Annotated in this window: 16 protein-coding genes; 6 read left to right on the forward strand and 10 right to left on the reverse strand. The window is 67.2% G+C overall.

Annotated features, from left to right (window positions below; all coding sequences use genetic code 11):
* Positions 1-184 precede the first annotated feature (184 nt).
* Genes pgsA through AAHM44_RS23395 form a run of 3 tightly spaced genes read left to right on the forward strand, consistent with a single transcriptional unit; the run spans position 185 to position 1,418 of the window.
* A complete protein-coding gene (gene pgsA / locus AAHM44_RS23385; RefSeq protein ID WP_184169400.1) occupies positions 185-736 on the forward strand; it encodes a CDP-diacylglycerol--glycerol-3-phosphate 3-phosphatidyltransferase in 552 nt (183 codons plus the stop codon).
* Positions 736-987 carry a molybdopterin converting factor subunit 1 gene (gene moaD / locus AAHM44_RS23390; RefSeq protein ID WP_342251498.1) on the forward strand — a complete coding sequence of 84 codons (252 nt, stop codon included), beginning with the start codon at positions 736-738 and terminating at the stop codon, positions 985-987. Before pgsA ends, moaD begins: the two co-directional genes overlap by 1 nt.
* Entirely contained in the window at positions 984-1,418 is a 435-nt protein-coding gene (locus AAHM44_RS23395) for a molybdenum cofactor biosynthesis protein MoaE (RefSeq protein ID WP_269574520.1), read from the forward strand. Before moaD ends, AAHM44_RS23395 begins: the two co-directional genes overlap by 4 nt.
* An 81-nt stretch (positions 1,419-1,499) precedes the next feature.
* On the opposite strand, the gene AAHM44_RS23400 is transcribed toward AAHM44_RS23395, so the two are convergent.
* The 5 genes from AAHM44_RS23400 to AAHM44_RS23420 form a co-directional block, all read right to left on the reverse strand.
* Positions 1,500-2,405: a hydrogen peroxide-inducible genes activator gene (locus AAHM44_RS23400; protein ID WP_184169395.1), complete on the reverse strand. Its 906-nt coding sequence runs from the start codon at positions 2,403-2,405 to the stop codon at positions 1,500-1,502.
* Positions 2,406-2,606: 201 nt separating this feature from the next.
* The gene (ahpF, locus tag AAHM44_RS23405; protein WP_342251499.1) at positions 2,607-4,184 is read right to left on the reverse strand and encodes an alkyl hydroperoxide reductase subunit F; all 1,578 of its coding nucleotides are present in this window, start codon (positions 4,182-4,184) and stop codon (positions 2,607-2,609) included.
* Positions 4,185-4,289: 105 nt separating this feature from the next.
* Positions 4,290-4,853 (reverse strand): alkyl hydroperoxide reductase subunit C, encoded by a 564-nt coding sequence (gene ahpC / locus AAHM44_RS23410; RefSeq protein WP_184169391.1) that lies wholly within the window; start codon positions 4,851-4,853, stop codon positions 4,290-4,292.
* A gap of 149 nt (positions 4,854-5,002) precedes the next feature.
* Positions 5,003-5,185, reverse strand: coding sequence for a hypothetical protein (locus AAHM44_RS23415; protein ID WP_269574523.1), 183 nt, complete (start codon positions 5,183-5,185; stop codon positions 5,003-5,005).
* A 214-nt stretch (positions 5,186-5,399) separates the two neighbouring features.
* Positions 5,400-6,161 (reverse strand): sulfite exporter TauE/SafE family protein, encoded by a 762-nt coding sequence (locus AAHM44_RS23420; RefSeq protein WP_269574524.1) that lies wholly within the window; start codon positions 6,159-6,161, stop codon positions 5,400-5,402.
* A 156-nt stretch (positions 6,162-6,317) separates the two neighbouring features.
* Here AAHM44_RS23420 and epsC point away from each other — a divergent pair, with 156 nt between their 5' ends.
* Positions 6,318-7,007, forward strand: coding sequence for a serine O-acetyltransferase EpsC (gene epsC, locus AAHM44_RS23425; RefSeq protein ID WP_184169383.1), 690 nt, complete (start codon positions 6,318-6,320; stop codon positions 7,005-7,007).
* Positions 7,008-7,346: a DUF2794 domain-containing protein gene (locus AAHM44_RS23430; RefSeq protein ID WP_342251500.1), complete on the forward strand. Its 339-nt coding sequence runs from the start codon at positions 7,008-7,010 to the stop codon at positions 7,344-7,346. It abuts the gene before it with no gap.
* A gap of 123 nt (positions 7,347-7,469) precedes the next feature.
* On the opposite strand, the gene AAHM44_RS23435 is transcribed toward AAHM44_RS23430, so the two are convergent.
* Complete coding sequence (locus AAHM44_RS23435) at positions 7,470-7,955, reverse strand: Lrp/AsnC family transcriptional regulator (RefSeq protein ID WP_269574527.1); 486 nt, start codon at positions 7,953-7,955, stop codon at positions 7,470-7,472.
* Positions 7,956-8,064: 109 nt separating this feature from the next.
* On the opposite strand from AAHM44_RS23435, the gene AAHM44_RS23440 reads away from it, so the two are divergent.
* A complete protein-coding gene (locus tag AAHM44_RS23440) occupies positions 8,065-8,955 on the forward strand; it encodes an EamA family transporter (RefSeq protein WP_269574528.1) in 891 nt (296 codons plus the stop codon).
* A gap of 86 nt (positions 8,956-9,041) precedes the next feature.
* Here AAHM44_RS23440 and AAHM44_RS23445 read toward each other — a convergent pair whose 3' ends face one another.
* The 4 genes from AAHM44_RS23445 to AAHM44_RS23460 all read right to left on the reverse strand — a co-directional run bounded on the left by AAHM44_RS23445 (position 9,042) and on the right by AAHM44_RS23460 (position 12,351).
* Positions 9,042-9,503: a nuclear transport factor 2 family protein gene (locus AAHM44_RS23445; RefSeq protein ID WP_342251501.1), complete on the reverse strand. Its 462-nt coding sequence runs from the start codon at positions 9,501-9,503 to the stop codon at positions 9,042-9,044.
* A gap of 57 nt (positions 9,504-9,560) precedes the next feature.
* Positions 9,561-10,670 (reverse strand): hypothetical protein, encoded by a 1,110-nt coding sequence (locus tag AAHM44_RS23450; RefSeq protein WP_342251502.1) that lies wholly within the window; start codon positions 10,668-10,670, stop codon positions 9,561-9,563.
* A gap of 195 nt (positions 10,671-10,865) precedes the next feature.
* Positions 10,866-11,759: an SDR family NAD(P)-dependent oxidoreductase gene (locus AAHM44_RS23455; protein ID WP_269574531.1), complete on the reverse strand. Its 894-nt coding sequence runs from the start codon at positions 11,757-11,759 to the stop codon at positions 10,866-10,868.
* Positions 11,760-11,940: 181 nt separating this feature from the next.
* Entirely contained in the window at positions 11,941-12,351 is a 411-nt protein-coding gene (locus AAHM44_RS23460) for a Fe-S oxidoreductase (RefSeq protein ID WP_342251503.1), read from the reverse strand.
* Between the last annotated feature and the right edge of the window lie 82 nt (positions 12,352-12,433).

Raw genomic sequence — 12,433 nt, forward strand, 5'->3', positions numbered from 1 at the left:
TTATTGCGCCCCCCCGCCCCCCCCCTCCGGCCCCCCCCCCCCCCCCCGGGGGGCCCAGGGTTTCTCTACCGTGTCGCTCTGTTACCCTGGGGCCCGGCTTTCGCCGGGGAACGGCTTTGCCTGTCGATGGTACTGGCTTCCGCGGGGATGACGGAAGGGTAAGTGCGGTGGTAGAGCCTGCCAAATGCTGACGCTGCCCAATATCCTTACGCTCTCGCGTATCATCACGGTGCCGCTGCTCGCGGCGTTTCTCTGGTGGCCGGAATGGCGGCTGGGTTACGGCATCGCCTTCGCGATCTACTGCCTGATGGGCGTCACCGATTATTTCGACGGCTATCTCGCCCGCGCCCAGGGCACGGTGTCGAAGCTCGGCGTGTTCCTCGATCCGATCGCCGACAAGATCATGGTCGCCGCGGTGCTGCTGATCCTCGCCGGCCGCGGAGTGATCACCGACCTGCACCTGATCCCCGCGCTGGTGATCCTGGTGCGCGAGATCGCCGTTTCCGGCCTGCGCGAGTTCCTGGGCGGCATCCAGGTTTCGCTTCCCGTATCGCGGCTCGCCAAGTGGAAGACGACGCTGCAGCTGGTCTCGCTCGGCGGGCTGATTCTGGTCGGCGCCTTGCCCTATGCGTGGCTGTGGCAGGCGGCGCTGGCGGCCTTCTGGGTCTCCGCCGCGCTCACCCTGATCACCGGCTGGGATTATCTGCGCGTCGGCCTGCGGCACATGGACACGTGATGGAGCTGCTCTACTTCGCCTGGGTCCGCGAGGCCGTGGGGGTGGGGCAGGAGCAGGTCGACCCGCCCGAGGCGGTGGAGACGGTTGCCGATCTGGTCGGCTGGCTGGCCACGCGCAGCCCCGGCCACGCCGCTGCCTTTGCCGATCCGGCCAGGCTGCGTGCCGCGATCGACCAGCGCTTCGTGCCGCTGGCCACGCCGCTGAACGGGGCGAAGGAAGTCGCGCTCTTCCCCCCGGTGACCGGCGGATGATCCGCGTCTCGATCGATCCCGCGCCGATCGAGCTGGCACTGGAGCTGGCGGCGCTCGAGGAGCGCGGCGCGGGCGGAGTGGCGAGCTTCACCGGTGTGGTCCGCGGCGGCGACGGCATCACCGCGCTCGAACTCGAACACTATCCCGGCATGACCGAGGACGCGCTCTGCACCCTGGCCGAGGCGGCGATGGACCGCTGGAACCTGCTCGGCGTGACGATCCTCCACCGCGTCGGCCGGATGACGGTGGGCGAGCGTATCGTCTTCATCGGCACCGCCGCCGCGCATCGCCGCGAGGCGCTGGAGGCCTGCGCATACCTGATCGACCGGCTCAAGACCGACGCCCCCTTCTGGAAGCGGGAATGGCGGGGGGAGGATGCGAGCTGGGTCGAAGCGCGGGCAAGCGACGAGGCGGCTGCGGCCAAGTGGTAGACGCTCGAAACTAACCTATCCCCGGCGAAAGCCGGGGCCCAGGGTTTCTATGCCGTATCGCTCGTGACCGGCAGGGCAGAACTAAGGCCTAGCCTCCGCCAGCACGTCCGCCAGTAGCCGGAAGTCCCGTTCCCTCGGCGAAGCCTTGCGCCACACCAGGGCGATCCGCCGCGAGGCATTGTCCGCCTCCAGCGGCCGCGCCGCCACCTGGGTGTGGTCGAGGATGCCCGAATCCACCGCCATCTCGGGCAGCATCGTCACGCCAAGGCCATTGTCGACCATCTGCACCATGGTGTGCAGCGAGGTGCCCATCATCGTCGCCTCGGCGCGCATCTCCGGCCGGTTGCAGGCGGCGAGCGCATGTTCCTTCAGGCAATGCCCGTCCTCGAGCATCAGCAGCCGCGTCTCGTCGATCTCGGCCGGGCGGATCGAGGCGCTCGGATCCATCTCGCCTTCGCGATAGGCGACGAACAGCCGGTCGTCGAACAGCGGCGCCGTTTCCACATCGCCGCACGCATAGGGCAAAGCGAGCAGCACGCAGTCGGTACGGCCATGATGCAGCCCTTCACAGGCCTGGCCGCTGGTTTCCTCGCGCAGATAGAGCTTCAGGTCGGGATAGTCCCTGCGCAGCTTGGGCAGGATGCGCGGCAACAGGAAGGGCGCGATCGTCGGGATCACGCTCATTCGCATCTCGCCGGAGAGCGGCCGTCCGGCGGCCCGGGCCAGGTCGCCCAGCTCGTCCGCCTCGCGCAGCACGCGCCGCGCCTTGTCGACGATGCGCTCGCCCAGCGGCGTGAACCGCACCACCCGCCGCGTCCGCTCGACCAGCACCACGCCGATCAGCGTCTCCAGCTCGCGGATGCCCGCCGACAGTGTCGACTGGGTAACGTAGCAGCTCTCCGCCGCCCGGCCGAAATGGCCATGGTCCTTCAATGCGACGAGATACTGGAGCTGCTTGAGCGTGGGGAGGTAGGTGGTCTGCGCCATTGATCGCCTGTGTCGATTGTATGGCGGGCATATAGTGAGCCAGGCGATAAAACAAATCCTCCCCCAGCTTGCTGGGGGAGGGGGACCGCTCGCGAAGCGAGGGGTGGAGGGGCGGCGGTGGCACACCGCCGGCTTCGCCGCCCCTCCACCAGCCTGCGGCTGGTCCCCCTCCCCGAGACAAGCTCGGGGAGGATTTAGAGGTTACGCCGCCTCGCTGAGCTCGTCCGGCAGGCGGATCATATAGTCGAATGCCGAGAGTGCCGCGGTCGAGCCTGCGCCCATCGCGATCACGATCTGCTTGTACGGCACCGTGGTGCAGTCGCCCGCCGCGAAGATGCCCGGCTGGCTGGTCTCGCCGCGCGCATCGATCTCGATCTCGCCGCGGTTGGACAGCGCGATCGCGTCCTTCAGCCACTCGGTGTTCGGCACCAGGCCGATCTGCACGAAGATGCCTTCAAGCTCGACCTGATGCACGGTGCCGTGGTTGCGGTCCTTGTAGGTCAGGCTGGTCAGCTTCTCGCCATCGCCGTCCACCTGGGTGGTCAGCGCCGAGGTGATGACCTTGACGTTGGGCAGGCTGCCCAGCTTGCGCTGGAGCACCGCGTCGGCGCGCAGCTGGCTGTCATATTCGATCAGCGTGACGTGCGCGACGAGGCCGGCCAGGTCGATCGCGGCCTCGACGCCGGAATTGCCGCCGCCGATCACCGCCACGCGCTTGCCCTTGAACAGCGGGCCGTCGCAGTGCGGGCAATAGGTCACGCCCTTGTTGCGATATTCCTCCTCGCCGGGCACGCCCATCGTCCGCCAGCGGGCGCCGGTGGAAAGGATCACGGTGCGCGCCTTCAGTCTCGCGCCATTCTCCAACACGACCTCATGCAGCCCGCCCTCATGCCGGGCCGGCACCAGCTTCGCAGCGCGCTGGTGGTTCATGATGTCGACGTCATATTCCTTGACGTGCTGCTCCAGATGCGCGGCGAGCTTCGGGCCTTCGGTGTGGCTCACCGAGATGAAGTTCTCGATGCTCATCGTGTCGAGCACCTGGCCGCCGAAGCGCTCCGCGGCGATGCCGGTGCGGATGCCCTTGCGCGCCGAATAGATCGCAGCTGCAGCACCGGCCGGGCCACCGCCCACCACCAGGACTTCGAACGGATCCTTGCCAGCGATCTTGGCGGCAGTGCGCTTCTCGGCGCCGCTGTCGATCTTGGCGACGATCTGCTCCAGCTCCATGCGGCCGCTGGCGAAGGGCTCGCCGTTCAGGAATACGGTCGGCACCGCCATCACCTTGCGCTCTTCGACTTCGGCCGGGAACAGCCCGCCGTCGATCGAGGTATGGCGGATGCGCGGGTTGAGCACCGCCATCAGGTTCAGCGCCTGCACCACGTCCGGGCAGTTCTGGCAGGTCAGCGAGAAATAGGTCTCGAAGACATAGTCGCCGTCCAGGTTCTTCACCTGCTCGATCAGCTCCTGCGCCGCCTTGCTCGGATGGCCGCCGACCTGGAGCAAAGCGAGCACCAGCGAGGTGAACTCATGCCCCATCGGCAGGCCCGCGAAGCGCACGCCGATATCGGTGCCGGTGCGGTGGATCAGGAAGCTCGGCTTGCGGCTATCGTCATCGGTGCGGACGACCGAGACCTTGTCCGAAAGTGCGGCGATTTCATTGAGCAGCTCCTCCAGCTCGCGCGACTTGGCATCGTCACCGAGGCTGGCGACCAGCTCGATCGGCTCCCGGATGTTCGCGAGATAGCCCTTGAGCTGCTGGGTCAGGTTTGCGTCGAGCATGGCAGAAACTCCACTAATTCAGATACAAAACGGCCCGGGACAGAAGTTGATTGCCGTCCCGGGCCGCATGGGCGCCCGCAAGGGGGCTAACGGGCGCCTGGGGGATCAGATCTTGCCGACCAGGTCGAGCGACGGAGCCAGCGTCTCGGCACCCTCTTCCCACTTGGCGGGGCAGACTTCGCCCGGATGCGCGGCGATGTACTGCGCAGCCTTGATCTTGCGGAGCAGCTCGGCCGCGTTGCGGCCGACGCCCTCGCTGGTGATCTCGACCAGCTGGATCACGCCTTCCGGATCGACGACGAAGGTGCCGCGATCGGCCAGGCCCTGGCCCTCACGGAGCACGTCGAAGTTGGTCGACAGCACGTGGTTCTGGTCGCCGAGCATGTAATAGTTGATCTTGCCGATCGCCGGCGAGGTGTCGTGCCAGGCCTTGTGGCTGAAGTGCGTGTCGGTCGAGACCGAATAGACTTCGACGCCCATCTTCTGGAGCTGCGGATAGATGTCCGCCAGGTCCTCGAGCTCGGTCGGGCACACGAAGGTGAAGTCCGCCGGGTAGAAGAAGAACACCGCCCACTTGCCCTTCGTGTCCGCGTCGGTGACCTGGACGAACTTGCCTTCCTTATAGGCCTGCGCGGTGAACGGCTTGATGGTGCTGCCGATGAGAGCCATTGCTTGGTATTCCTCCAGAACGGGGGTTGTTGTTGCAATGGCGAGATAGGGCCGCTGCACTGCAATGTGAAATTGGAAAGCCCGTTCGGGGTGATCGCTTTAATCGATCAAGCGGCATCGATTGATCGGCTGGATTTCTGGAAAACCGATCAGACGGCGCGGGCGATCATCGAGATCAGCGTGATCACGATCATGCAGCCCAGGATCAGGTCAAGCGGCCGCCGCGCGCCGAGCCAGTCGACGATCCGGCCCCAGCGCCGCTGCCATCCGGTTTCGGGAGCGCCGATGCGCCGTATCCGCCCGTGGCGGCTGTTCCTGCTGCTGTCCCACATGCGCGGGGATGTGGGGCGGATCGGCGTTAAGCTTCGAGAGGGAAGATGGGGGAGGGCGTAAGGAAGGCGTAAAGTCTCAAGCTCCCCACCCTGGAAGGTAGGGGCTGGGGGTGGGTGGAAGCCGGGCGATACTGTCGCCTAAGGCTTAACCCAGCCATATCGCGTACATCGACCCACCCCCGACCCCTCCCTTCCAGGGTGGGGAGTGAAGACCCTACCGCCCCACCGCCAGGTACAGATTGTACAGGCTGGTCAGCGTCAGCACGATGCCGACCATCAGCATTAGCGTCTTGGGCTCCACCCGCTTGGCGAGCAGCGCGCCGAACGGCGCCGCGATCACGCCGCCGACCAGCAGGCCGACCGTCGCCAGGGTGAAGGCGCCCCAGCCGAGCTGGGTGATGAAGGTCGCCGAGATCGTCGTGGTGACGAAGAACTCGGCGGTGTTGACCGTGCCGATCGTCGTGCGCGGGGAGGCGCCCTGGACGAGCAGGTTGCTGGTCACCACCGGCCCCCAGCCGCCGCCGCCCGCCGCGTCGAGGAAGCCGCCGGCCAGGCCGAGCGGCTCGACGATCTTGGGCGACTTCTCCTTGGGCGGATAATGGCGGCTGCGCCACAGCAGGTAGAAGCCGATCGCGGTCAGATAGGCGAGGATGAAGGGCTTGGCGGTGCCGGCGTCGATGTTCGACAGCACATAGGCGCCCAGCCCGCCGCCGATCACCCCGGGCACGGCGATGCGCAGGAACAGCTTCCAGTTCACATTCTTGTGCACCGCATGGCTGATGCCCGATACGGCGGTGGTGAAGGTCTCCACCGTGTGCACGCCGGCAGAGGCCGCCGCAGGCGGCACCCCCAGGCTCAGCAACAGGGTATTGGAGATCACGCCAAAGGCCATGCCCAGCGCGCCGTCCACCATCTGGGCGGCGAATCCCACCGCGATGAACGGCAGCAGGAGGCTCAGGTCGATTCCAAAGATCATTCGCACCTTGAAGGTTGGGCCGGGATGGAATGGATGACGGCACCGGAACGTTCCAACAAGATACATCGGCTTTAGTGCGGCCAAGCGCAGAATGGGCCATTCTGGAATTCCGTGGGTTTAGCTATTATGTGGACACCCGATAAAAGGGGACCGGCCATGTTTCAGCGCCTGTTGGCGTATCTGGATTCGATCAAGGCGCGCGATCCCGCGCCGCGATCGCGCGCGGAAATCCTGCTCTATCCGGGCGTGTGGGCGCTCGGCTATCACCGCATCGCGCACGCATTGTTCCGCAATCGCCTCTATTTCCTCGCCCGCGTGGTCAATCACTGGTCGCGCTTCGTGACCGCGATCGACATCCATCCGGGCGCGAAGATCGGCCGCAACTTCTTCATCGATCACGGCTTTGTCGTGATCGGCGAGACCGCGGAGATCGGCGACGACGTCACCATCTACCAGTGCGTGACGCTGGGCGGCACCAGCCCGGACAATGGCGTGGCCGGCAAGCGCCACCCGACCTTGCTCGACGGCGCGATCCTGGGTTCGGGCGCGCAGGTGCTCGGACCGATCACCGTGGGCGAGCGTGCCCGGATCGGCGCCAATGCCGTGGTCACCAAGGATGTCGCACCCGGCGCGGTGATGGTCGGCATCCCGGCCAAGCCGACATTGGTCGAGGCGGAGAAGTGGCAGAAGGGCTTCGTGCCCTATGGCACGCCGTGCAGCGAGCTGTTCGATCCGCAGACCCAGAAGCTCGAGATCATGCGCTGCGAGCTGGAGGCGATGCGCAAGCGGCTCGACGCCGTGCTTGCGGAGCGCCGTACCGAAGGGGAGCAGCGCGACAGCGCGTAAATGGGCACCGTAACCCCGCTCCCCCTTGGACGCCCCGGCCAGGTCGGCTTTGAGCGCCCCGAGCTCACCCGCATCCTCGACCTCTATGGCCGCATGGTCGCCGCCGGCCATTGGCGCGACTATGCGATGTCGTTCGATCTCGACGCCGCGATCTTCGCCGCTTTCCGCCGCGCCGCCGAGCGCCCCGAATTCCGCATCGAGAAGCGCCCCGCCTTGCGCAACCGCCAGGGCATGTGGGCGCTGGTCAACGAAAGCGGCATGATCCTCAAGCGCGGGCATGAGCTCGGCCCGGTGCTCGCCCCGGTCGAGCGCCGGCTGATGAAGCTCGTGGAGGAATAGGGCGACTCCGTCATGCTGAACTTGTTTCAGCATCCAACGCTCCACCGGCGATATCGCTAGAGGCGCGTTGGACCCTGAAACAAGTTCAGGGTGACGAGGGATGTGGCTCGGAGCGCCTTGGCCTCAGCTACCCCCCAATCCCACCGGCACCGGGCTCATCCCCCCGGTCTCGCGGATCACCACCAAAGTCTCGAACGTCCGCACCCGCTCGTCGGCGGAGAAGAGCCGGCGTACCAGATCGTCATAGCTCTCCATGTCACGTGCGATGATCCGCACCGCGAAGTCATGGTCGCCGGTGACGTTCCACGCTTCCATCACTTCGGGCTCGCGGCGGAAGATCTCGAACATCTCGCTCACCGTGTCGGCGGTTTCGCGTTCCAGCGTTACCAGCACGATCATCGACAGCGGCCAGCCCAAAGTCTTCGGATGCACCACCGCAATCTCGCGCTCGATCACCCCGGTCTCGCGCAGCCGCCGGATGCGGCGGTAACAGGCGGGGGCGGAAAGCCCGACCTTCTCGGCCAGCGCCGCCACCGGCTGCTGCACATCAACCTGCAGCAGCTCGAGCAGCTTGCGGTCGAACGAATCGAGCGGTTCAATCTTCGTCATTTTTCGAGCCTAGGTCGATAAACTTTATCGCATAAGTGCCAAAATAAACCGCCCTTATCGCGGCAAATCCCTATCCTGAAGCCACCACCCCGCATTTTCGAGTGTCCCGATGTCCGCTTTCGCTGCCCCGCGGCCCGCTTCGCCGCGCATCGATCTTGTAGCGCTGTCCGCCTTGTTCGTGTCGCTGCTGTCGGTGACGATGGGCGCGACTTTCGCCAAGAAGCTGTTCCCGCTGGTCGGCCCCGAAGGCGCCACCGCGCTGCGCCTGATGTTCGCGGCGGTGATCCTCTCGGCAATCTTCCGGCCCTGGCGGATTCGGCTCGACGCCGGCTGGCGCTCGCTGCTCGGCTACGGCCTGGTGCTCGGGGTGATGAACCTCAGCTTCTACAAGGCGCTGTCCTACATCCCGCTCGGCATCGCCATCGCGGTCGAGTTCACCGGGCCGCTCGCGGTCGCGGTGCTCACCTCGCGGCGCAGGATCGATTTCCTGTGGATCGGGCTGGCGGTGTTCGGCCTGGCGTTGCTGCTGCCGATCTGGAAGGGCGCCGCGCATCTCGACTGGCGCGGCGTTGCCCTCGCGCTGGTCGCCGGTGCCTGCTGGGCAGCGTACATCCTCACCGGCCGCCATGCCGGCGCCGCGCATGGGCCCGCCGCCGCGGCCGGGGGCATGCTGATCGCCGCCTGCCTCGCCGCACCCGTCGGTATCCTCCACGCCGGCACCGCGCTGCTCCGGCCCGAGGTGCTGATGCTCGGCCTGCTCGTCGGCATCGTCTCCAGCGCGATCCCCTATGCGCTCGAGATGATCGCGCTGCCCCGGCTCCCGGCCAACACCTTCGGCACGCTGCTCAGCGCCGAGCCCGCGGTCGGTGCGCTGATGGGGCTGATGCTGCTCGGCGAGGTGCTCAGCGGCGTGCAGTGGCTGGCGGTGTGCCTGATCGTCCTCTCCTCGGTCGGCACCGCGATGAGTGCGCGTCCCGGCACCGCGATCGAGCAGCCCTGAACGAAAAACCCCTCCCGCGCCGGGGGGCACGGGAGGGGAGTGGTGTCGGAAGCAGGGCTGGGGACCGCGCTTCCTCCCAAGTAAGGTCAGGGCGCAGGCGGCTGCGGCGGGGCAGGCGGCGCCGGCGGACGGATCGGCGTGTAGTGCGCCGATGCGATCTTCCAGGTGCCGCCCGCGCGCACCGCCAGGAAGCTCGCCCGCATCGACACGGTCCGTGGCGGTTGCGCCGGCGCGCCGGGCAGGTCGAACGACAGCCGCACGATGATCGAGGCCGCATCGCGATATTCGCGCACCAGCGGATCGCTCAGCCTGGTCACCGGCACCGGCCGCTTCTTGTCCGCGGCATAGAAGCCCAGGAATTCGTCATGCGTGTCGACATCGCCCAGCGGCGAGACCTCGGCATAATCCTGGGTCACCAGGTCGGCGATCTTCTCCTGGTCATAGGCGCGCTCGGCCTCGACGAACTTGCCGACCAGCTCGACCAGCGGGGCATCCGCCTGCGGGGCGGGGGTGGTGAGCAACAGGGCCAGCGTCAGACAGGGCATCATGCAATATCCTGATCGAGAGTATCGGCCCGGGGCGCGAACCCCGGGCCTCCAGGGAACTCAGGCGGTCACCAGCTGGGTCGGCGGCAGCCGCTCCTCCAGCCCGCCGAGCAGGCCGACGACGATGCGGCGCACCGGCTGCCAGAAGGCCGAGAGCAGCAGCAGTGCCGAACCGATCACCAGCGCGGTCAGCGCCGCCGCCAGCTCGACCGCACCGGTCGCCTGGAACAGCGCGTACATCGCCCACAGCACATAGATCAGGCTGGAGACGAGCAGCGCCCGCCGGTCCACCGCCAGCGCGACGAAGGCGAAGGCGATGTAGAGCGCGATCACCACCGCGGCGACCGGGCCGGTAACCTCGCCGTCGAACACGCCGAGCATGTGGAACACCGGGTGCGCGATCAGCGGCGCCGCGGCGAGATGCAGCCAGAAGGCCACGTCCGAGCGGCGCGTGCGGCGCTCGCGGTCGGTCATGTCCCAGCGCATCGCGAAGAAGAACATCGCGACGCCGGCGACGAGCAGCATCTCGTTCACCCAGTCCTTCGCGTTCGGCACCAGCGCGAGCACGATCGCCACGCCCATGCCGACGATCACCAGCCCGCCGGCGGCGACCGTGATCGGCACCATGAAGCGCTTCCAGTGTATCCAGGTGGCGAGCGCGGTCAGCAGGCCGACGATCGCGGCGACGCCGGCGCCGACCTGCTGGCGCTGCAGGTCGGTGGCCAAGTGCAGCTGCTCCTCGATCCAGGGCAGGTTCGCGGCGAAGATGCCCGACAGCGCCGCGCCCACGCCGCCGACAAAGCCGAACAGCAGCAGGATCGACGGCAGTGCCATCCGGCGCTTGGCGGTGAAATACTCGGCGAGCATCCAGCTCGACGCGGCCACGGCGAGGCCGCCGCCGATCATGTTGCCCCCGATGATCCGCGGCTCCGGTCCCGGGCCGATCAGCATCTCGCCGAAGAACGCGCCAATGCGCGCCGCAGCAACCAGGATCAGCGCGGCGGCGATCGCCACGAAGATGTCGTTGAACCCGGTGAGCAGCTTGAAATGCTCTTCGTCCACCGCGGGCGCCGACCGGCGCTCGGCGACGTAATTGCGCAGCGCATTGGCGGCTGCGGGGGAAAGCGCCCCCGCTTCCACGGCACTGGCCAGATCGCTTTCGCTGTACATGGCAGTCTCCTCCTGTTGGGGAGGATATACCATATGTGTGTTAGTGAAACAATACGGTAAGGCGGTGTGCCCTTCATCTCTATTTCGTCATCCCCGCGCAGGCGGGGATCCATTCTGGCTGGCTTCTCGAAAGAAGCGCCGCGTCAGTGCCAATGGATTCCCGCCTGCGCGGGAATGACGAAGGTAGGGGAAAGCTCAGCCCTTCTGCAACCGGCTCAAAATCAGCATCGTCTGCTCGCTGCCCGAGCCGGGGACGATCTCGCCCGTCCGGTCGGTGATCTGCGCCCATTGCGCCTGCACCGCCTCGGGCGTCAGCGCTTCCAGCCTGGCACCCTGGGTCAGCGTCACATAGGCGGCCTGGACCACTCCGCCGCCGGCGCCGACGATCTGGTTGGTCGGCGCATCCTCGCTCACCAGGAACAGCGCGGCCGGCGCGACATTCTCGGGCGCGAAGGCCTTGAAGGCTTCCTCGGGGAACAGGTCCTCGGTCATCCGCGTGCCGGCCACCGGGGCGATGGTGTTGACCTTGATCCCGTATTTCGCGCCCTCCAGGTACAGCGTCTTGGTCAGCCCGGCGAGGCCGAGCTTGGCCGCGCCGTAATTCGCCTGGCCGAAATTGCCGAACAGCCCGGTCGAGCTCGCGGTCATCAGGATGCGGCCGTAATTCGCCTCGCGCATCGTCTCCCACACCGCTTTGGTGCAGTTGGCCGAGCCGATCAGGTGGACGTCGACGACGAACTTGAAGTCCTCCGGCTCCATCTTGGCGAAGCTCTTGTCGCGCAGCACGCCGGCATTGTTGATCAGGATGTCGATCCGGCCCCATTTCGCCTTGGCCGCCTCGACCATCGCGACCATGTGGGCATAGTCGGTGACGCTGCCGCCGTTCGACATCGCCTCGCCGCCCAGCGCCTCGATCTCCTCGACCACCTTCAATGCCGCGTCCGAATGGCCGGTGCCGTCGCGCGATCCGCCCAGGTCGTTCACCACCACCTTCGCGCCGCGCTTCGCCAGTTCGAGCGCATAGGCACGGCCCAGCCCGCCGCCGGCGCCGGTGACGATGGCGACGCGGTCCTTGAAGTCGATGGTCATGCAGGTCTCTCCTTTGCGGAGAGCTTAGGCAGGGCGAGGAGGGGGAGACAAGCCGCAACAACCGCTAGCGGAGGGATGCGACGCGATCCCACCCTCCGTCACCCTGAACTTGTTCCAGGGTCCAATTCTCCCCAAGGGACGAACCGGCAGAGGCATCAGGCCCCTGCCGGTTCTAAACAGATCACCGCGACTGGCGGCAATGATCCTTGATGGTCTTCGAGCAGCGCGGATAGCTCTTCGGGTCCGAAGGTGCCGGCGCCGCGGCGGTGGCTGCATCCGCCGCCGGCGGGGGCGGCGGTGCGGGGGGAGCTGCCGGAGGCGCGGGCTGAGCCGGAGGCGTCGGGGTGGTTTCCGGAGCAGCGGGCGCGGCCGGAGCGGCGGGCGGCGGGTTGGTCGCCGGCGGCGGCGGCGCAGCCGGGTCGGCAGGCGCCGCAGGCGCGTCGGGGGGCGGCGGCGGTGCGTCGGCCGGCGGGGCGGGCGGTGCCGGCGGAGTCGGGGCCGGCGCCGTCTGCGGGGCGGTCTGCGGCATGTCCTGCGCGATGGCGGTGCCACCAAGCGCCAGGGCGGCCGAGGCCAAAAGCATGAACTTCATTGTGAGCATTCCTCTCTGTCACCCCACCCGCTTCCCTCCCGAAACGCATGTGCCGGGGGGGGCGGTTGGCCCCCCGCACCAT

This window comes from Sphingomonas sp. OTU376 (genome assembly GCF_038440415.1).
Taxonomy (GTDB): domain Bacteria; phylum Pseudomonadota; class Alphaproteobacteria; order Sphingomonadales; family Sphingomonadaceae; genus Sphingomonas; species Sphingomonas kyeonggiensis_A.

What these genes read in the sequence shown, in the direction of transcription:
- AAHM44_RS23420 (WP_269574524.1), bottom strand. Translation starts at nt 6,161, where the DNA reads ATGATCTTTGGAATCGACCTGAGCCTCCTGCTGCCGTTCATCGCGGTG.
- AAHM44_RS23440 (WP_269574528.1), top strand. Translation starts at nt 8,065, where the DNA reads ATGTCCGCTTTCGCTGCCCCGCGGCCCGCTTCGCCGCGCATCGATCTT.
- AAHM44_RS23445 (WP_342251501.1), bottom strand. Translation starts at nt 9,503, where the DNA reads ATGATGCCCTGTCTGACGCTGGCCCTGTTGCTCACCACCCCCGCCCCG.
- ahpC (WP_184169391.1), bottom strand. Translation starts at nt 4,853, where the DNA reads ATGGCTCTCATCGGCAGCACCATCAAGCCGTTCACCGCGCAGGCCTAT.
- AAHM44_RS23450 (WP_342251502.1), bottom strand. Translation starts at nt 10,670, where the DNA reads ATGTACAGCGAAAGCGATCTGGCCAGTGCCGTGGAAGCGGGGGCGCTT.
- moaD (WP_342251498.1), top strand. Translation starts at nt 736, where the DNA reads ATGGAGCTGCTCTACTTCGCCTGGGTCCGCGAGGCCGTGGGGGTGGGG.
- AAHM44_RS23395 (WP_269574520.1), top strand. Translation starts at nt 984, where the DNA reads ATGATCCGCGTCTCGATCGATCCCGCGCCGATCGAGCTGGCACTGGAG.
- AAHM44_RS23460 (WP_342251503.1), bottom strand. Translation starts at nt 12,351, where the DNA reads ATGAAGTTCATGCTTTTGGCCTCGGCCGCCCTGGCGCTTGGTGGCACC.
- AAHM44_RS23455 (WP_269574531.1), bottom strand. Translation starts at nt 11,759, where the DNA reads ATGACCATCGACTTCAAGGACCGCGTCGCCATCGTCACCGGCGCCGGC.
- pgsA (WP_184169400.1), top strand. Translation starts at nt 185, where the DNA reads ATGCTGACGCTGCCCAATATCCTTACGCTCTCGCGTATCATCACGGTG.
- AAHM44_RS23400 (WP_184169395.1), bottom strand. Translation starts at nt 2,405, where the DNA reads ATGGCGCAGACCACCTACCTCCCCACGCTCAAGCAGCTCCAGTATCTC.
- AAHM44_RS23415 (WP_269574523.1), bottom strand. Translation starts at nt 5,185, where the DNA reads ATGTGGGACAGCAGCAGGAACAGCCGCCACGGGCGGATACGGCGCATC.
- epsC (WP_184169383.1), top strand. Translation starts at nt 6,318, where the DNA reads ATGTTTCAGCGCCTGTTGGCGTATCTGGATTCGATCAAGGCGCGCGAT.
- AAHM44_RS23435 (WP_269574527.1), bottom strand. Translation starts at nt 7,955, where the DNA reads ATGACGAAGATTGAACCGCTCGATTCGTTCGACCGCAAGCTGCTCGAG.
- AAHM44_RS23430 (WP_342251500.1), top strand. Translation starts at nt 7,008, where the DNA reads ATGGGCACCGTAACCCCGCTCCCCCTTGGACGCCCCGGCCAGGTCGGC.
- ahpF (WP_342251499.1), bottom strand. Translation starts at nt 4,184, where the DNA reads ATGCTCGACGCAAACCTGACCCAGCAGCTCAAGGGCTATCTCGCGAAC.